The sequence below is a fragment of the Flavobacterium sp. ZE23DGlu08 genome, assembly GCF_030505335.1.
Classification (GTDB): domain Bacteria; phylum Bacteroidota; class Bacteroidia; order Flavobacteriales; family Flavobacteriaceae; genus Flavobacterium; species Flavobacterium algoritolerans.
Genome location: NZ_CP130045.1, coordinates 1,839,164 through 1,857,253 on the forward strand (window position 1 = coordinate 1,839,164; position 18,090 = coordinate 1,857,253).

General features: G+C 34.6%; 15 protein-coding genes. 8 read left to right on the top strand and 7 right to left on the bottom strand.

Annotated features, from left to right (window positions below):
* Positions 1-334: 334 nt before the first annotated feature.
* The 3 genes from glmS to Q1W72_RS08035 are packed head-to-tail and all read right to left on the bottom strand — an operon-like array spanning position 335 to position 4,620.
* A complete protein-coding gene (gene glmS / locus Q1W72_RS08025) occupies positions 335-2,182 on the bottom strand; it encodes a glutamine--fructose-6-phosphate transaminase (isomerizing) (RefSeq protein ID WP_099713842.1) in 1,848 nt (615 codons plus the stop codon).
* 9 nt (positions 2,183-2,191) lie between these two features.
* On the bottom strand, positions 2,192-3,793 hold the full coding sequence (locus tag Q1W72_RS08030; protein WP_099713843.1) for a DUF4270 domain-containing protein: 1,602 nt from the start codon (positions 3,791-3,793) through the stop codon (positions 2,192-2,194).
* 20 nt (positions 3,794-3,813) lie between these two features.
* The gene (locus Q1W72_RS08035; protein WP_099713844.1) at positions 3,814-4,620 is read right to left on the bottom strand and encodes a glycogen/starch synthase; all 807 of its coding nucleotides are present in this window, start codon (positions 4,618-4,620) and stop codon (positions 3,814-3,816) included.
* 108 nt (positions 4,621-4,728) lie between these two features.
* Between Q1W72_RS08035 and panC the strand changes: the two genes are divergently transcribed.
* The 7 genes from panC to Q1W72_RS08070 all read left to right on the top strand — a co-directional run bounded on the left by panC (position 4,729) and on the right by Q1W72_RS08070 (position 10,305).
* Entirely contained in the window at positions 4,729-5,577 is an 849-nt protein-coding gene (gene panC / locus Q1W72_RS08040; protein ID WP_099713845.1) for a pantoate--beta-alanine ligase, read from the top strand.
* A 14-nt stretch (positions 5,578-5,591) separates the two neighbouring features.
* On the top strand, positions 5,592-5,942 hold the full coding sequence (gene panD / locus Q1W72_RS08045) for an aspartate 1-decarboxylase (RefSeq protein WP_099713846.1): 351 nt from the start codon (positions 5,592-5,594) through the stop codon (positions 5,940-5,942).
* A gap of 302 nt (positions 5,943-6,244) precedes the next feature.
* The gene (locus Q1W72_RS08050; RefSeq protein WP_233206848.1) at positions 6,245-7,393 is read left to right on the top strand and encodes an alpha/beta hydrolase; all 1,149 of its coding nucleotides are present in this window, start codon (positions 6,245-6,247) and stop codon (positions 7,391-7,393) included.
* On the top strand, positions 7,393-8,754 hold the full coding sequence (gene radA / locus Q1W72_RS08055) for a DNA repair protein RadA (RefSeq protein ID WP_302137860.1): 1,362 nt from the start codon (positions 7,393-7,395) through the stop codon (positions 8,752-8,754). The genes Q1W72_RS08050 and radA overlap by 1 nt, the downstream gene beginning before the upstream one ends.
* Positions 8,755-8,774: 20 nt before the next feature.
* Positions 8,775-9,299: a hypothetical protein gene (locus tag Q1W72_RS08060; RefSeq protein WP_302137861.1), complete on the top strand. Its 525-nt coding sequence runs from the start codon at positions 8,775-8,777 to the stop codon at positions 9,297-9,299.
* Between the two features lie 123 nt (positions 9,300-9,422).
* On the top strand, positions 9,423-9,827 hold the full coding sequence (locus Q1W72_RS08065) for a hypothetical protein (protein ID WP_302137862.1): 405 nt from the start codon (positions 9,423-9,425) through the stop codon (positions 9,825-9,827).
* Between the two features lie 43 nt (positions 9,828-9,870).
* A complete protein-coding gene (locus Q1W72_RS08070; protein WP_302137863.1) occupies positions 9,871-10,305 on the top strand; it encodes a hypothetical protein in 435 nt (144 codons plus the stop codon).
* A 209-nt stretch (positions 10,306-10,514) separates the two neighbouring features.
* On the opposite strand, the gene Q1W72_RS08075 is transcribed toward Q1W72_RS08070, so the two are convergent.
* Positions 10,515-12,401, bottom strand: a complete 1,887-nt coding sequence (locus tag Q1W72_RS08075; protein ID WP_302134830.1) for an IS1634 family transposase — start codon at positions 12,399-12,401, stop codon at positions 10,515-10,517.
* A 203-nt stretch (positions 12,402-12,604) separates the two neighbouring features.
* Between Q1W72_RS08075 and Q1W72_RS08080 the strand changes: the two genes are divergently transcribed.
* Positions 12,605-14,572, top strand: coding sequence for a transglycosylase domain-containing protein (locus Q1W72_RS08080; RefSeq protein ID WP_302137864.1), 1,968 nt, complete (start codon positions 12,605-12,607; stop codon positions 14,570-14,572).
* Positions 14,573-14,623: 51 nt separating this feature from the next.
* Here Q1W72_RS08080 and Q1W72_RS08085 read toward each other — a convergent pair whose 3' ends face one another.
* The 3 genes from Q1W72_RS08085 to Q1W72_RS08095 all read right to left on the bottom strand — a co-directional run bounded on the left by Q1W72_RS08085 (position 14,624) and on the right by Q1W72_RS08095 (position 17,933).
* Complete coding sequence (locus Q1W72_RS08085; protein WP_302137865.1) at positions 14,624-15,661, bottom strand: aldo/keto reductase; 1,038 nt, start codon at positions 15,659-15,661, stop codon at positions 14,624-14,626.
* Positions 15,662-16,026: 365 nt separating this feature from the next.
* Complete coding sequence (locus tag Q1W72_RS08090; RefSeq protein WP_099713852.1) at positions 16,027-16,968, bottom strand: OmpA family protein; 942 nt, start codon at positions 16,966-16,968, stop codon at positions 16,027-16,029.
* Positions 16,969-17,171: 203 nt separating this feature from the next.
* On the bottom strand, positions 17,172-17,933 hold the full coding sequence (locus Q1W72_RS08095; protein ID WP_099713853.1) for an exodeoxyribonuclease III: 762 nt from the start codon (positions 17,931-17,933) through the stop codon (positions 17,172-17,174).
* Positions 17,934-18,090: the final 157 nt, after the last annotated feature.

Consider the following 18,090-nt stretch of genomic DNA (forward strand, 5'->3'; position numbering starts at 1 on the left):
AAAAAAGCGCCTAAAAAATTTCATATTTATCAGTTATTTTACCTCATTCGCACTTATTCTACATTTATTTTTTATTATTATATGTTAAAAATTATGTAATAATAACAGAATATCATTATGCATGCATATAAAAAATACATTTATCACAAAAAAATTATTAATTTTTAGATATTTGATAAAAGTGATAAAGCAGCGGAAATTTAACGTTTCCTTTACGCTTTTCAGGCATTTAAAAAAGTCCCAACCTAAAAACACTTATTCAAAAAAAAGCCTCGAAAGAAAATCTTTCGAGGCTTTTTAAATATTATAATGTAAATCTATTTTGTATAAAACCTTATTCTACAGTTACTGATTTTGCTAAATTACGAGGCTGATCAACATTACAACCGCGCATAACCGCAATATGATAAGACAAAAGCTGTAATGGGATTGTCGTAATCAATGGTGACAAAGCATCTGATGTTTCAGGGATTTCAATAACATAATCAGCTAATTCACGTACTTGCGTATCGCCCTTAGTTACAACAGCAATAATTTTTCCACTTCTTGATTTAATCTCCTGAATGTTACTTACAATTTTGTCATAGTGTCCTTGCTTAGGTGCAATAACAACCACTGGCATATGTTCATCAATTAATGCAATAGGTCCGTGTTTCATTTCAGCTGCAGGATATCCTTCAGCATGAATATAAGATATCTCTTTAAGTTTCAAGGCACCTTCAAGAGCTACAGGAAAGTTATATCCTCTTCCTAAATAAAGACAGTTAGGAGCATCTTTAAAAGCAGAAGCAATTTCTTTTGCCTTTTCATTTGTCTCTAAAGCCTCTTTCACTTTTTCAGGAATAATTTGTAATTCTTGCAAATAGGTATGAAAATCACTATTCGACAAAGTCCCTTTAGCTTTTGCCAAACGCAAAGCAATCATTGTCAATACTGTAATTTGAGTCGTAAAAGCTTTAGTCGATGCAACACCTATTTCAGGTCCGGCATGTGTATAAGCTCCTGCATGTGTTTCCCTAGAAATAGAAGAACCCACTACATTACAAACACCAAACACAAATGCTCCATGTTCTTTGGCCAGTTTTATGGCAGCCATAGTATCTGCTGTTTCACCTGATTGTGAGATAGCAATAACTACATCTTTACTATTTATTATTGGGTTTCTATATCTAAACTCCGAAGCATATTCTACTTCTACCGGAATACGCGCAAACTCTTCAAAAACATACTCAGCAACTAAACCTGCATGCCATGAAGTTCCACATGCCACAATAATAATTCTATCAGCATTAAGGAATTTTTCTAAATTATCCTCAACTCCAGCCATTTGAATAATACCTTCATTAGCATGAAGTCTTCCGCGATAGGTATCTTTTATAACACTTGGTTGCTCATAAATTTCCTTAAGCATAAAATGATCGTAACCACCTTTTTCAATTTGCTCTAAGTTCATTTGAAGCTCCTGAATATAAGGATCAACTAAAGAATCATCTTTAATTTTTCTAATTTTCATGGCTTTATGCAATCTAATATTTGCCATTTCGCCATCTTCAAGATAGATTGCGTTAGAAGTATATTCTATAAAAGGTGAAGCATCCGAAGCAATAAAATATTCTCCTTCTCCTACTCCAATTGCCAATGGACTTCCTAATCTGGCAGCAACAATTTCGTCCGGAGTCTTTTTGTCAAAAACAGCAATTGCATACGCTCCCACTACTTGATTCAATGCCACCTGGACTGCTTTCCCCAGTTTTAAATTCTCTTTTTTTTGTACCTCTTCAATAAGATTTACTAACACCTCAGTATCAGTATCCGAATGAAAAACATACCCACGTTTTATTAATTCTTCTTTTAAAGGCGCATAATTTTCAATAATTCCATTGTGAATTATTGCCAAATCACCTGAATTAGAAAGATGAGGATGAGAATTTACGTCATTTGGAACACCGTGAGTAGCCCAACGCGTATGTCCTATTCCTATAGTTCCATTTGTTGTAATTGCTGTAGAAGCTTTCTCTTCAAGATCCGAAACCTTCCCTTTTGTTTTACAAAGTTTTAGCTCTTCACCATCATACAACATCACACCGGCACTATCATAACCTCTATATTCAAGTCTCCTTAATCCTTTTATTACAATAGGATAAGCTTCTCTATAACCGATATAACCAACGATTCCACACATAGTTTTTCTTTAATTAGGTTTTGTATAATAAATTTCAAGCTTCAATCTCTTATCATCAGGAACCGTGGATTTACCTCCAAATAAAATAGTTCCTAAAGGATTCATTACAGATGCTTTTGGTGCTCCAGAAATAAAAGCATTTGGAGTTCTTAACTTATGAGAAGCTATTGTACCAATATCTTCTGTAACTACCAATCCTAATTTAACATTAGTCGAATCTTTATATTTAACAAGATTCCTTATTTGATTTGTAACCCTAATTTTATAAGTAACACCTCTTTTACTAGTAGCATTTCTATTTATATTACCATCAAAAATGGCTTTTGATTTTTTAACATCAACACTATTTGTTGTTGCATCTGCATAATAATCAACAATAGGTCGGTTATTATTAAAATCATATAGATAGATTCTTTGTGGCTCATAATTATTAGCCATAGTTGCAGCGTCAATATGAAAAACCAAATTAGCTTCATTAATCAGCCATCCACTATTTCTAATAGCATCTAACTCACCCGGAGTATTAAAAAGACTTATCACCGCTACAGATCCTTCACCACCTTTTAGATACAATTTATCATCCCCTTCAGTTGTATTTCCAGTATTTGGCAAAGCATTATAAGAAAGTCCGCTACCTGCAAAATCTGTATTCAACAAACTCACTGAATTACCGGTCATATCAAGAACTATGGTTTTTTTAACTCGTGTAATTGTAGTCACACCAGCAGTTGTTGTTGACAAATCTTCATTGTATTTTAAAGTAATTTTTCCCGCCTTAAAGTTCAACATTGCTAAATTTCCGGCACTACTTCCTGATTTTTCCATTTTAAAATAAAGTCCTCTGAAGTACTCTTTGAAAACATCATTTGTTGCCAATTTTCCAGCTGCAACAGCATCAATTATTTTTGCTTTGAAAAAAGCTTTATTCAAATTCAATTGCATTCCCGGAGGAGTTCTTGTAGTTGTAACTACTTTTGTAATTGAATCTGTCGTAGTCACAACATGTTCCGCTGGGTCAAAGAAAAACTTATCGTTTTGAGCCAAACTGGAATCATCATTTAAACGATTCGGTATTTTAACATTATCAAATTCTGCATTTTGATTTGTAAAATATTTTTGAGGCTGTAAAAATCCACCAATAGGATCTGCATCTCTCATATAATAACCAGACTCGTAAACACTTAGTTTCATCTCAGCCTTATCAGGTCCATATATAGAATCTAGTACATATTCATGACTACCATCAGTTTTTGTAACTGTTTTGGTTGCATCATAATAATATGGGATTGTCAAAACTACACTTTCAATATACGGTCTTGTACTAATCGTTGTTATGGTTGCTGGCAAAGTCAATTGCGTACCAAAATTGGCCGTTGTTTCACCAAAATTTGGATTGTTATAAATTCCCAAAGGATTTACCACAAGATCATTCGACTGTATAGGACCCGTTTTTTGATTGTAAGCTAAAACATTGTACGTTTCTTTTTTGAGATCAAAATTGTTTTCACCAATTAAATCACCTCCAATTTCATTATAATCTTTATCACAGGAATATAAAAAAACAACACTCGCAACTACCAGAATTTTCTTAAAAAAAGAATTATTGTACATATTTAATAAAAAAGTTTAATTTAAAGAACCTCGTTTCTATAGAAATTAGTATACGCTTCCGCGAATGCATCTTTCGGTGCGAAAGGTAAAAAAGGTTTTCCTGAAGATTCTATATATTTTGTTAAACTTGGAGACAGGTTTTCTGATGCAATAATCACAGCATCGGAATGCTTAATAGTAGCCTTAATAATATTTTCGTAGTCTGGAACTTCCAAATCCGAAATCGCATCATCAGGAATACCGTCAAATTTCACTTTATTAATCATTTCAACATCTAAAGTACCGTCAAAAGACTGACTGTAAACCGAAGTAACAATCTTTGTCTCAGAAAACAAGGCTTCATTTTTGTAAAAATGCTTCATATAAATGGGCAACATAGCAGCCATCCATCCATGAACGTGAATAATATCAGGAACCCAATTCAATTTTTTTACCGTTTCAACTACACCTTTTGCAAAGAAAATGGCACGTTCATCATTATCAGGATACATCACCCCTTCTTCATCAGCAAATGTGGCTTTCCTTTTGAAATACTCATCATTATCAATAAAGTAAACTTGTATTCTTTCTTTTGGTATGGAAGCCACTTTTATAATCAAGGGCATATCCAAGTCGTTCACTACCAAATTCATCCCCGAAAGTCTAATTACTTCGTGCAATTGATGTCTTCTCTCGTTAATATTTCCATACCTTGGCATAAAAATTCTTATCTGTCCACCTTGATCATTAATCATTTTCGGCACGTCGTAAGACATTAAAGAGACCTCATTTTCAGCGAGATAAGGCACCACTTCAGATGATACATATAATATCCTCTTATCTTTCATATTGTAATTTACTTAATTTATTGGCAATAAAAACCACGCAAAATTACAAAATTTTATGCAGTTATTAACTAAAATAGTAAGTTTGCATTTAATTTTAATAATACTGCCATGCATATTTTCTACGGAAAAGCATCTTTAATCGACTATTTGAAATCAATAAAAACCGTCCAATCCACTATTGGATTTGTTCCTACCATGGGCGCTTTACATCAAGGTCATTTGGCATTAATGCAAAAATCATTGCTGGAGAATGAAAATACTGTCGTAAGTATTTTTGTAAATCCAACACAATTTAACAATCCCGAAGATTTAGCAAAATACCCAAGAACATTGGAAGAAGACGTAAAAAAACTTACGGCTTTAAATCCAAATATAATTCTATACGCACCATCTGTTGAAGACATTTATGATGGAAAACCTCTTTCTCAATCTTTCGATTTTGACGGTCTTGAAAATCAAATGGAAGGCAAATTCAGACCTGGTCATTTTAATGGAGTAGGTACCATTGTAAAACGTCTTTTTGAAATAATAGAACCAACAAACGCGTATTTTGGTGAAAAAGATTTTCAACAATTACAAATTGTCAAAAAAATGGTCGCCAAAAACCACTTACAAGTAAACGTAATTGGCTGTCCTATATACAGAGAATCCAACAATCTTGCGATGAGTTCCAGAAACGAACGCTTGTCAACAGAGGAAAGAAACGAAGCGGCAATTATTCATAAAACACTAACCGCTGTAAAAGAAAAATTTGCGACTAATAGCACCACCGCTATTTCAGAATGGGTTCAAAAATCATTCAACAAGAACACGCGCTTCACATTGGAATATTTCGTAATTGCCGATGAAGCAACACTTTTACCTTGTACCCGAAAAAATAAAAATAAAAAATACCGTGCGTTCATTGCGGTACTTGTCAATAATATTCGATTGATTGACACCATTTCATTAAATTAATTTACTTTTGTAGCATGCAAATTCAAGTCGTAAAATCAAAAATACACCGAGTAAAAGTAACTGGCGCTGATTTAAATTATATCGGTAGCATTACCATAGATGAAGCTTTACTGGAAGCCTCCAATATCATTGAAGGAGAAAGAGTATTCATCGTAAACATCAACAATGGCGAACGCTTTGACACCTACGCTATCAAAGGCGAAAAAAACTCAGGCATCATAACCTTAAATGGTCCAGCAGCCAGAAAAGTACAAAGAGATGATATTATTATCATTATTTCGTATGCAATCCTAGAATTTGAAGAAGCAAAAGACTTCAAACCGTGGATTATTTTCCCTAACGAAAATGACAATTCTTTGACCTAATTCTTCAAAGAACAAATACGTACTGATATACTTTTTGAAAAAGATAAATTCTTTATTTTATCACTCAAAGTAAAAGTATTTAATTCCACAAGACACTGAATATCTGATTTACTTAACTCAAAATCAGATATTCAGTTGTTTTTTGTTTAGCGCATTTTTCAACTCCCTAAATCCTATTTATTGTTCTAAAAAGCAAGTGCAATTCTGGCGCCTTAACTTTTCTTGTTTTTAAAATAAAAGTAAATAAAGTATTATATTGCTGTCTTATTTAGGTGTACTTTAATTTCTAAACGCTCCACATTATGAAACAACTACTACTATTCTTATTCTTCTCTATTACAGCATTTTCACAAAAAACCACCATACCATTCGATTCAAACGCTTTGGGCGAAAGCCGTGAAATCACAATTGGACTTCCGCCTTCTTTCGAAAAAAACCCAAATAAAAAGTATCCTATACTTATTTTACTCGATGGCGATTACTTATTTGACCCATTTTATGGCGCTTTGAATTACGGTGCTTATTGGGATGATTTACCCGAAATGATTGTCGTTGGCATAAGCCAAAACAAAAATAACGAACGCTTTGACGACAGCACTTATGATGAAGCAGATGGAGTTCCTTCCGGAAAAGGAGCAAAATTCTTTGAGTTTATTGGCGCCGAGTTACTTCCTTATATCGAAAAAAAATACCCAGTTGCGCCATTCCGAATCATTGCAGGACACGACACTACGGCGGGATTTTTAAACTTTTTCTTGTACAAAGACAATCCTATATTCAATGGATATATTTCATTAAGCCCGGAACTGGCTCCTGAAATGGAAAATATCATTCCAGAAAAACTTTCGAATATAAAACAACCTATTTTTTATTATCAATCCAATGGAGATGGCGATATAAAAAAAATTCAAGAGTCTATAAAAAAACTGGACGAAAACATAAAACAGGTTACTAATCCTGAATTAAATTACAAGTTCGATAATTTTAAAGGCGCATCACACTATTCGCTTGTACTATACTCGATTCCAAATGCCTTATACCAATTTTTTGACGCTTACAAGCCTATTTCATCTACTGAATACAGCGAAAAAATTGCTGTGTTGCAATCCGGTTATGTGGATTATTTGACCAATAAATATGCTGCTTTGTCCAAAAGTTTAGGTTTAAAAATCTCAATTCGTGTAAACGATTTCAAAGCCATTGAAGCGGCAATTCTAAAAAACAAAGCCTATCCTGAATTGGATAAATTAGCTGAAATTGCCAATAAAAATTATCCAAAGTCAATGCTTGCCGATTATGAATTGGGTTTAATGTATGAAAAAATGGGCGACCCGAAAAAAGCGGCAAAACGCTATCAAAGTGCTTCCCAATTAGAGGAAATTGGCGACCTTACAAAAAACATGATGATGGAAAAATACGATGACATGACAAGCCAAACACCAAAAAAATAATGTCGAAAGTAAAAACAACTTTTTTTTGCCAAAACTGTGGCGCACAATATGCAAAATGGCAAGGACAATGCAATTCTTGTAAAGAATGGAATACCATTGCGGAAGAAATTATCCAAAAACAGGAAAAAACAGCTTGGAAAAGCGAAACTACTACCAACAGTAAAGCACCGAAACCGTTACGAATAGACGAAATTGATTCGGCTCAGGAAATTCGAATGGACACCACTGATGCGGAACTTAATCGCGTATTGGGTGGCGGAATCGTTCCTGGTTCCTTGATTCTTTTGGGTGGCGAGCCCGGCATTGGAAAAAGCACGCTTTTACTTCAAATATCCTTAAAGTTACCCTACAAAACTTTATATGTTTCGGGCGAAGAAAGTCAGAAACAAATAAAAATGCGTGCCGAAAGAATCACGCCAAGCGGTGACAATTGCTATATTCTTACCGAAACCAAAACCCAAAATATCTTCAAGCAAATTGAAGCCATTGAACCGGAAATCGTGATTATCGATTCCATTCAAACCTTGCATACGGATTATATTGAATCCACTCCCGGCAGTATTTCTCAAATTAGAGAAACCACCGCTGAACTGATCAAGTTTGCCAAAGAAACCAATATTCCCGTGATTCTGATTGGTCATATTACAAAAGACGGAAACATTGCAGGACCAAAAATCCTGGAACACATGGTGGACACGGTTTTACAGTTTGAAGGCGACAGAAACCACGTATACCGCATTTTACGTTCGTTAAAAAACCGTTTTGGTTCCACTGCCGAAATTGGTATTTATGAAATGCTAGGCAATGGTTTGCGAGAAGTTTCGAATCCATCCGAAATATTGATTTCACACAAAGATGAAGAATTATCCGGAACTGCAATTGCGTCAACATTAGAAGGCATGCGCCCGTTGATGATTGAAATCCAAGCCTTGGTAAGCACCGCCGTTTACGGAACACCGCAACGCAGCACAACGGGTTATAATGCGAAAAGGCTCAATATGATTCTGGCCGTTTTAGAGAAAAGAGCCGGTTTCAGGCTTGGTGCCAAAGATGTTTTCCTGAACGTGACGGGAGGAATTTCAGTAGATGATCCGGCGATAGATTTGGCTGTTGTAGCCGCCATTTTATCCTCGAATGAAGATATTGCAGTCAATAAAGATTTTTGCTTTGCAGGCGAAGTGGGACTTTCAGGCGAAATACGTCCAGTAAACCGCGTGGACCAACGCATTCAGGAAGCGGAGAAATTAGGTTTTTCGACCATTTTTGTATCCAAATACAATAAAATTGCATTGAAAAATACCGGAATCAACATTCGATTAGTTGCCAAAATTGAAGATGTGGCGAGTGAATTGTTTGGATGATTTTAAAAACAAAATAAAAAATGAAACCTTTTAAGGATCACTTACAAATCATCAATACCTTTCATGAACTTGGAGAAACCATTGCCGCTGCCCAATTTCTAATACAAGAATATGGTTTAGAAGATCCAAATTTTAAAGGCTTCGAATTAAGAGAAAAAGCCAAACCGGAATTTATCCTGATGACCACCGAAGGCGTTTTGGGCGAACCCCAAATCATCCGAATTCCCGAAAACACATTCGAATATCCACTGGAATTAATGCTCAATCTTCTGGCGCATGAAATGATTCACGTGAGTCAAAAAACAAAAGAAAACTTGATTGAAGACAAAAACGAAAGGGAATGGCAAGCCTATTATGAAATGCTTTTTCATAAAAAATTTCCTCAAATTCCTGAACTTCCAGATTTTCACAAGCGCTTCTTTGCAAAAAAAGCGTTGGAATACTACAATAGAATGGGCGAAGGTTCTGAACTTCAATTAAAATACGCCAATCAAAAACTGGAAACTAACAATTTGCTGTCTTTTCTGGATGCAAAAACAAAATAGCACTTTTCCTGTTTCCATGAATCCCCTTATTTATTTCTTATTTTAAATAAAAAACAACAAATCAGGAAACAGATTCATTATTTTTCGTAAATTTATGTTTAACAACACTTTACGGAAATAAAAATGAAACCATCACACCAAACCATGACTCATTTATACGAACATTTGGGCAAAGTGTTCTATTCTATTGCGGCCATAGACGAAACCATCCGTAAAGAAGAAATCGAAAAACTGAAACAAATCATAAAGAATGAATGGCTTCCGCTTGAAAATAGTTTTAATGAATTTGGTGATGACACCGCTTATGAAATCGAAATTGTTTTTGACTGGCTTGTCGCCAATGAATGGGAATTTGAACAAGTGATGTCTGACTTTAAAATTTTCAGAGAAGAACATCAACACTTGTTCACTCCAGAAATTAATGCCTTAATTCTAAAAACTGCCAACGCTATAGCTTCTTCATTTTCAAGAAAAAATAAATCAGAACACGTTTTAATAAGTCAACTAAGCGTAATTCTGTTGCAATAAAAATGGAATAAAACAATCTACTTTAATTTAAAATAGCAAAGACATGAAAAGACAAACTGGCATTTGGATAGACTCCTCAAAAGCAATAATTGTTGCTCTTGATGGTGATACAGAAAAAATTACCGAAATAGATTCTGATGTCGAAAACAAGGTACATCATAATGACGAAGGTAATAAAGGAACTTTCTCAGGAGTTCATCATGGCAATAGTGACAAAAAATTTGATGATCGAAAAAAACAAGAACTGGATTATTTTATAAAATCAGTGCTTTCCTATGTGAAAAAATCGGACAAACTTATTGTTTTTGGTCCGGCACAAACCAAAACTAAACTGGAACAAAAATTAATGACGGATCATTTAATTGAACCTGGAAAACTAAAAGCCGTAGAAACAGCAGATAAAATGACTTTAAACCAGATTGTGGAAAAAGTAAGACGCTTTTATAACCCTTTTGAATATAAAGAACCAAAACCCTAAAGCAAAATTAGCTGCTATACAATAATTTAGAAACTACAACGCTTTATAGGTTGTAGTTTTTTTATTTATAAAAATCATTTTCCCCAATCAATATTCTAAAGAAAACCATAAAAATCTTTCCCTTAGTATTATTTTCCTTTTCTTTATGGCCGAGATTCCAAACGCATTGTATTTTAGATTGTATTACTTATTAACCCAACTTGCAGACTTTAGCTTGTAAACCTTTGTTTAAAAAGGAAATCTTGTTTTAGGATTTCAGATTTGGGGACTACAAATTTTTTCCTGGTAAAGGGACATTTTTTATAGTTTAGGGCTAAGTAAATTTCCTTTAGTTTAGGGCTTGGCTCTGAACATTTCTTAATTTCGATTGTGTTTTCAAGTACATCTTTTATCTCTGTTGTAACTAACTTTTGAGTATTTGCAATTCTCATAATTTCTTGCCAATCGTGATTTATTTTTTTTACTTTTAGTTGATATCTAATCGTATTTACGATCCAATAGGCTAACAATCCAAGGTTTAAATGTGCCATAGTTGACTCATCGTTCTGATGATAAATAGGTCGTAAATCCAAGTCTGTTTTTAACGTTCTAAAAGTACTTTCAATTTCTCGTATGCAATTGTATATTCTCCAAATTGTTTGCTCATCCCTTTCTTTTAGAGACGTTTTTATAAAATAAACGCCATGTTCTTTTTTCTGATTTATTTGACTTTCTTTGACCTCCCATTTCATAGAAGTTACCTTGCTCGTTTTTTGGTCAACCAATAAATCAATTTGGTAATGCTTGGCTATTGAGGGATATTTTTGTTGCAATCGCCCTATTTTTTGATTTATAATTTCTTGCTTTTTTATCCCCGATTTTTTGGCTAATCCATTGGCAAGTTTGGTTAATGTGTCTTCATAAAGGGTTTTAAATTTGCGATTCATTGAACGTTCTTTCATTGCTTTCATGTCGCTTTTCACCTTGAAAACACACTGATTTTGTTCTTCACCTTCAATTTCATTCAGCTCTATTTTCTGATTTTTTTTGTCATAAACTATTGTAGGGATTTCATTTTTTAAGGCATATTTTTTGGGTTTAGTACGGCTTACACATAAATAATCATATCCTTTTTCTGTCACCAATTTCAAGTTTTCGTCAGTGGCAATACCAGCATCCATAATCACCAAAGCCTTTTTTGTGGACTCACTCGTAGCCTCACGAAGGCTATCAATCATATCGGACAAGGTCTTGCAATCGGCCATATTCCCTTGGTAGATATTGGAATATTTCAAAAAGCCTTCTACATTTACAACAGCTGCCAAAACAACTAGTTTGGCATCGGTTCGCTTTTCCTTGCTACGTCCGTACTGAGCTAAATCACTGTTCTTTTTCTGACCTTCAAAATAGGTATTGGTTAGGTCATACAAATAAAATTTATCTTCAATATCAAATAATTCATTGGTCTTTTGAGACAAATATTTTTCCATCTCATCTTTAACTTGATACAAATTTAAGGCAGATTGATATAATTTATCCTTTGTTATTTTTTTGATAGGATAAGCGGTTAATTCACAAATAGCCGAATTTTCTTTTATCCATTTACTGGTTCTGTTTTCGCTCGCGGGATAAACGGCTCTGCTTATAATTTGAGTGAGTGCCAATTGAACTTGTTCTTCCGGCCAATTTTTATCCAATAAAAACTGGTCTATTTTTAGTTGCTTCAATGTTTGCAAACTCATCCATTCACCTCCTAGTTCACGTGCTTCAGTGTGTTTTAGTGTGTTCAAATCTACACTGTGAATGTCTTTTTGGGAAGAATGAGAATTATCTATTTTGTTTGATTTTAGTATTTTGGAATACAATTCATCAATATACTCCCAAAGATGTTCTTGAAAATCATCTTCAAACAAGCTGTTTTTTCCATTGAGTTTTTCAGTCAATTTTTTCTGGATATAATTCAATTCCTCAGCCGTTAAATGGTCTATAAATCCAGCAGTTACAATAGTTCTGTTTCTAACAATATCGTTTTGATCACGAAAACTCTCTACCAATCGGTAGTAGGATTCCATTTTGCCTGTTTCAGGATTTCGACGAAAAGTAGATTTGAAATACATTTAGTAAAAATCGGAAATATCCCCATTAAAGACAAGATTTGCTGGGGACTACAAAACGGAATTTACCTAAAAAACACCTGTTTTGAATACAAAAAATACCAATTTTTAAATAAAAACTTACAGAAATGATTGTTAAAATGATGTAATTAACAATTAATTAACTTTTATCGTCATTCAACCCTGCAAGTTGGGTTAAACTGTTTATGAAAACCGGAAAACAAAAATTAATTCTAGCAGCAAAAATACTTTTTGTATTATTTGTCACTTTAATTATTGCTTTTTATATCTTTCGAGATGCCGTTTTACAACAAACAATAGCAAAAGTTTCCAATGAAATGGAAGTGGATTACAACAGCTCTTTTACGATAAAAAAAGCTTCTTTTGACGGATTATCGGGTTTGAATCTTACCGAAATAATACTGGTTCCAAAAAACAGAGACACGCTTTTTAAAATCCAAAAACTAAAAACCAGCGTCAATTTATGGCACCTCATAACGGGAGATGTTCAACTTGGAACTTTAGAAGTCCAGAACGGTTTTGTCCAGTTAGTAAAAAAAGGAAAACTGAGGAATTTTGATGCTTTTCTAAAAAAAGACAACCAAACAGAAATACGCGACGAGAAAAGAGATTACGCACAGTTTGCCTACAGAATAATATCAAAAGCACTGAATTTAGTCCCTACCGATATGATCTTGGACAATCTTTCTTTTCGACTCAATGATAACGGAAAAAAAGCAACCATTAATTTCCAAAAACTGCGATTGGTCAACAAACAACTAGAAACATCCATTCAAGTTCAAACCAATACCATTTCACAACGGTGGAGAATCAAAGGGTTTGCCGATCCAAGAAATAAAAAAGCCGATATCCGTTTCGTCAATATTGATACTGGTGCCATCCAAATGCCCTATTTAGACGAGCGTTTCAACCTGAAATCAAGCTTTGACTCTATTCGATTGAATATTCAAAACATAGATAGAGATGGTGACGAATTGCATATTGATGGGTTTATGGCTATTGCCAATTTAAAACTCAACCACCCAAAAATTGCCAGCAAAGATGTTATTCTTAAGAATGCCAAATTTGACTATCGATTCTTATTGGGTTCTGATTTTATTTCGATTGACAGCAGCTCAACAGTTCAGTTGAACAAGATAAAATTTCATCCTTACGTAGCTTACGAAACGGAAAAAGATACGATTTACAAACTCAAGGTTACTATCCCAAAAATGAAAGCGCAGGACTTTATCACCTCGCTACCTGACGGTTTATTCACCCACTTTCAAGGAATGGAAGCGAGCGGTACTTTTGATTACAAATTGGATTTTGCCTTCAACCAAAACAAACCGAATCAGCTGGTTTTTGACAGTAAATTGAAGAAAGAAAATCTAAAAATTACCAAATATGGCGAAGCGAATCTCAACAAACTCAATGGAGAATTTGTGTATCGCGCACTTATAAAAAATGTGTTGCAACGTCCTATTTTAGTTGGTTCAGCCAATCCAAATTATACACCATTAGACCAAATTTCACCGTATTTAAGAAAATCCGTTTTAACTACAGAAGATCCTTCTTTCTTTTCGCATCGTGGTTTTATCAGCGAGGCTTTCAAACAATCCATAGTCAAAAACATAAGAACCAAAAAGTTCTCCCGTGGCGCCAGTACCATCAGCATGCAATTGGTAAAAAATGCTTTTCTGAGTCGGGAGAAAACAGTATCCCGCAAACTGGAAGAAATTTTATTGGTTTACATTCTGGAAAACAACAGGATTGTGAGCAAGGAACGCATGCTCGAAGTGTATTTTAATATTATCGAATGGGGTCCAAATGTATATGGAATTGGTGAAGCGAGTCAGTTTTATTTCCAAAAAACACCTCCGGAATTATCGCTGAACGAATGCTTGTATCTCGCCCGAATTATTCCAAGTCCTAAAAAATTCATGTACCAGTTCAACGATCAAGGGATGTTGAAAGATTTTGCTGTAAAACAAGAATCTTTTCTAACGAATATTATGTTTCGAAGAGGACTTTTGACTTCAGAAGACACTATTTACAAATCCTTACCCATACTAATTTCAGGACCTGCAAAATCTTTTATCAAATTCAAAGTACAAGATTCAACGCAAATAAAAGTGGATTCTTTATCCGTTGATGATGAATTTGATCTTTAATTATTGAAAATAACCCTGTCAGAGTTTAGAACTCTGACAGGGTTTCTTAATTTATGGTGCCGGATCAGGAATCAGGGCTTGCACTTCATCAATAGCTTTTAGAATTTCATCCGAAAGTGACACTTGAATCGTATCAATATTTTCTTTTAATTGTTCCAATGTCGTTGCGCCAATAATCGTGCTGGTTACAAACGGCTGTTGTTCTATAAATGCCAAAGACAATTCCGTTAAAGTCAGTCCGTTTTTCTTGGCGATTTCCTGATACAATCTTGTAGCTTCGGTACATTGAGCACTGTTGTATCTGGAATACTGCGGAAACAACTTGATTCTGGCATTTGGATGCGCTTCACCAGTAAGGAATTTACCGGACAAAACCCCAAAAGCCATCGGCGAATACGCCAATAGACCTACATTTTCTCTAAGACAAACTTCGACCGAACCGTTTTCAAAAAGTCTGTTCAATAACGAATATGGATTTTGAATCGTTTTTACTCTTGGCAGATTGTTGTATTTACTTTCCTCCAGAAAACGCATGATTCCCCAAGGATTTTCATTTGAAAGTCCGATGTGTTTAATTTTTCCTTCTTTGATAAAACCGTCCAATGTTTCCAATACATTGTGAATGTTATCTTCCCAAGCATCATCCTGCACTTTGAAACCGCGTTGTCCAAAACAATTGGTTTTGCGTTCCGGCCAATGCAATTGATATACATCTATATAATCCGTTTGCAAGCGTTTTAAACTATTATCCAATGCAAACTTGATACTGGCTGGTGAGAAATCTAATTTCTCTCTCATGTAGCCAAAATTAGGACTGGGTCCGGCAATTTTAGAAGCCAAAACTATTTCTTCTCTTTTTCCTGTTTTTTTAAACCAGGTTCCAAGGATTTTTTCTGTACTTCCATAAGTTTCCTGACGCGCTGGAACCGAATACATTTCGGCAGTGTCAAAGAAATTGACTCCGTTTTCTAAAACATAATCCATTTGGGCATGACCATCAGCTTCCGTATTTTGTTGCCCAAAAGTCATGGTTCCAAGGCAAATTTTGCTGACTTTTATATCAGTATTGGGTAAAGTAGTGTATTTCATTTTTAAGGAAATTGTATTTTATTTTTCGAAAACAAAGATAAAATTAGTTTGTGGTTTAAATTTACAGTTAACAGAAAATTGAGAAACGTTTATTTATAACTAAACGGGATATTTAAAAAAATATAACCGCTAATTCGCCAATCGAAACCTTCCATCGAAAGATGAAATTAGCAGATTTGCGAATAAGAAAGGTTCTTTTTTTAACCATTAAGAAATTAAGTTTCATTAAGGATCAAAACTTAATTTTCTTAATTTCTTAATGGTGAAACTTAAAAACACTAGACGCTTTACAATACGTCTCGTAGAAAACAAAAAAGGCTCAAAGTAAAAAACTCTGAACCTTTCTGTCTTTAACACTTTGAACCTTAATTTATCTCATTCAACATTTCTGCGATTTCGTCTAATCTTGGCGTTAAAATTATTTCGATTCTACGGTTTTTAGCTTTTCCGTCAACAGTTGAATTGCTTGCTAATGGGGAGAATTCTCCTCTTCCGGCAGCCGTCAGATTTTGTTTGTTGATTTTCTTGTTTTCGCTCAAAATAGCAACTATTGCTGTCGCTCTTTTGGTTGATAAATCCCAGTTATCCGCAATTGGTCCCGAAGCCGTAAAAGCATCATCATCCGTATGACCTTCGATGAGTACTGAGATATCTGGGTTGTCACCCAAAACTTTTCCAACTTCAATTACTGCTTTTTTCCCTTCGGAACCTACAGCCCAACTTCCCGAATTGAAAAGTAGTTTGTTCTCCATAGAAACGTACACTTTTCCGTTTTTTTGTTCCACTGTCAACCCTTTTCCTTCAAAACTGTTCAAGGCTTTAGACAAGGTTTCTTTTAGTTTTTTCATGCTGGCTTCTTTGGCAGCAATCAAATCTTCTAATTCTTGCAAACGTTGTGCGCTTTTGCTCAATCGCTCTTGTTCTAATGCCAATGCTTTTCCTTTCTCGTCTAATTGATCCAGTAAATCACGGTTTTTCTTCATGTTGCTTTGCAAAGCATCACCGCTATTTTTTTCTAAAGCGGCATAAGAATCCTGCAGGACTTTGAATTTATTTTGAGCCACCGCGTAATCTGCTTTCAATTTATCCAGTTCGGCTTTGGATTTACTCAAGTCAGTTTTTAAGCCGTCACGGTCTAATTCTAATTGATTTTTAGCTTTTAGCAAATCGGCATTTTCATCTGCTAAACTTCTATTTTCTTTTTTTAAATCGGTGAACTTACTTTCTAAGTCGTTGTATATTTTTTTAGATACACAAGAAGTTGAAAGCGCCAATACTAATAATCCGATGGAAACTCTTTTAATCATTTTGTTTGTATTTATGTTGTTTCTAATGTTGTTTTGAAAGCAAAAATTCAAATTGTATTCGAATGACCTAGCCTTGATTACTTCACTATACTTTTGCCTTCATAGGAGTTCAGTGAACTTCGTTTGAAACGAAAATCCTTTTCTCTCGTCTTTAAGACGAGACGGGAAATAGCTCCAGATTGCTTCATTCCTAGCAAAGACTTTTACTCAATCTCTACCAAAATTGGGCAATGATCCGAATGCACGGCATCTGATAAAATAACGGCTCTTTTTAATTTATGTTTTAAAGAATCGCTGACTAAATTGTAATCGATACGCCAACCTTTGTTGTTTCCTCTGGCTCCGGCGCGGTAACTCCACCACGAATATTGATGCGGTTCACTGTTGAAATGACGAAAACTATCCACAAATCCAGACTTCATAAATCCATCGAGCCAAGCTCTTTCTTGCGGTAAAAACCCGGAAACATTTTTGTTTCGGATTGGATCGTGAATGTCAATTGCCTCGTGGCAAATGTTGTAATCCCCGCAGATAATTAGGTTTGGCGTTTCTTTTTTAAGTTCGTTGATATAGGTTTGAAAATCATCCATGAACATGAATTTATGGTCCAATCGATCGATATTTGTCCCTGATGGCAAGTACAAACTCATCACTGAAAATCCATCAAAATCAGCGCGAAGGTTTCTTCCTTCGAAATCCATGTGGTGAATTCCGGTTCCGTGAACGACATTATTGGGTTTGATTTTCGATAGAATGGCTACACCACTATATCCTTTTTTGGTTGCCGAATAGTAATATTGGTACGGATAACCCGCTTTTGCAATATCTTCGACTGGGATTTGGTCTTCGGTTGCCTTAATTTCCTGAAGACAAATAATGTCCGGATTTGCGTGTTGCAACCAGTCGATAAATCCTTTTGAAATGGCGGCTCTGATTCCGTTTACGTTGTATGAAATAATTCTCATTAAAAAAAAATTTTGAATTTCTTCCGAAAAACTATTTTTTGCCTGCGGTTGTCAGGAACCCACTTTTTATTTTCTCGGAAAAAATTATATTGTTTAGATGTGGGTTTCAAATGTAACAAAAAACTAGAAGTTTGATTCAGAAAAATAGAGAAAATGG

Excerpts from the sequence above, each read along its gene's own strand:
- glmS (WP_099713842.1), bottom strand. The coding sequence starts at position 2,182 with ATGTGTGGAATCGTTGGTTATATCGGTTATAGAGAAGCTTATCCTATT.
- Q1W72_RS08030 (WP_099713843.1), bottom strand. The coding sequence starts at position 3,793 with ATGTACAATAATTCTTTTTTTAAGAAAATTCTGGTAGTTGCGAGTGTT.
- Q1W72_RS08035 (WP_099713844.1), bottom strand. The coding sequence starts at position 4,620 with ATGAAAGATAAGAGGATATTATATGTATCATCTGAAGTGGTGCCTTAT.
- panC (WP_099713845.1), top strand. The coding sequence starts at position 4,729 with ATGCATATTTTCTACGGAAAAGCATCTTTAATCGACTATTTGAAATCA.
- panD (WP_099713846.1), top strand. The coding sequence starts at position 5,592 with ATGCAAATTCAAGTCGTAAAATCAAAAATACACCGAGTAAAAGTAACT.
- Q1W72_RS08050 (WP_233206848.1), top strand. The coding sequence starts at position 6,245 with ATGAAACAACTACTACTATTCTTATTCTTCTCTATTACAGCATTTTCA.
- radA (WP_302137860.1), top strand. The coding sequence starts at position 7,393 with ATGTCGAAAGTAAAAACAACTTTTTTTTGCCAAAACTGTGGCGCACAA.
- Q1W72_RS08060 (WP_302137861.1), top strand. The coding sequence starts at position 8,775 with ATGAAACCTTTTAAGGATCACTTACAAATCATCAATACCTTTCATGAA.
- Q1W72_RS08065 (WP_302137862.1), top strand. The coding sequence starts at position 9,423 with ATGAAACCATCACACCAAACCATGACTCATTTATACGAACATTTGGGC.
- Q1W72_RS08070 (WP_302137863.1), top strand. The coding sequence starts at position 9,871 with ATGAAAAGACAAACTGGCATTTGGATAGACTCCTCAAAAGCAATAATT.
- Q1W72_RS08075 (WP_302134830.1), bottom strand. The coding sequence starts at position 12,401 with ATGTATTTCAAATCTACTTTTCGTCGAAATCCTGAAACAGGCAAAATG.
- Q1W72_RS08080 (WP_302137864.1), top strand. The coding sequence starts at position 12,605 with ATGAAAACCGGAAAACAAAAATTAATTCTAGCAGCAAAAATACTTTTT.
- Q1W72_RS08085 (WP_302137865.1), bottom strand. The coding sequence starts at position 15,661 with ATGAAATACACTACTTTACCCAATACTGATATAAAAGTCAGCAAAATT.
- Q1W72_RS08090 (WP_099713852.1), bottom strand. The coding sequence starts at position 16,968 with ATGATTAAAAGAGTTTCCATCGGATTATTAGTATTGGCGCTTTCAACT.
- Q1W72_RS08095 (WP_099713853.1), bottom strand. The coding sequence starts at position 17,933 with ATGAGAATTATTTCATACAACGTAAACGGAATCAGAGCCGCCATTTCA.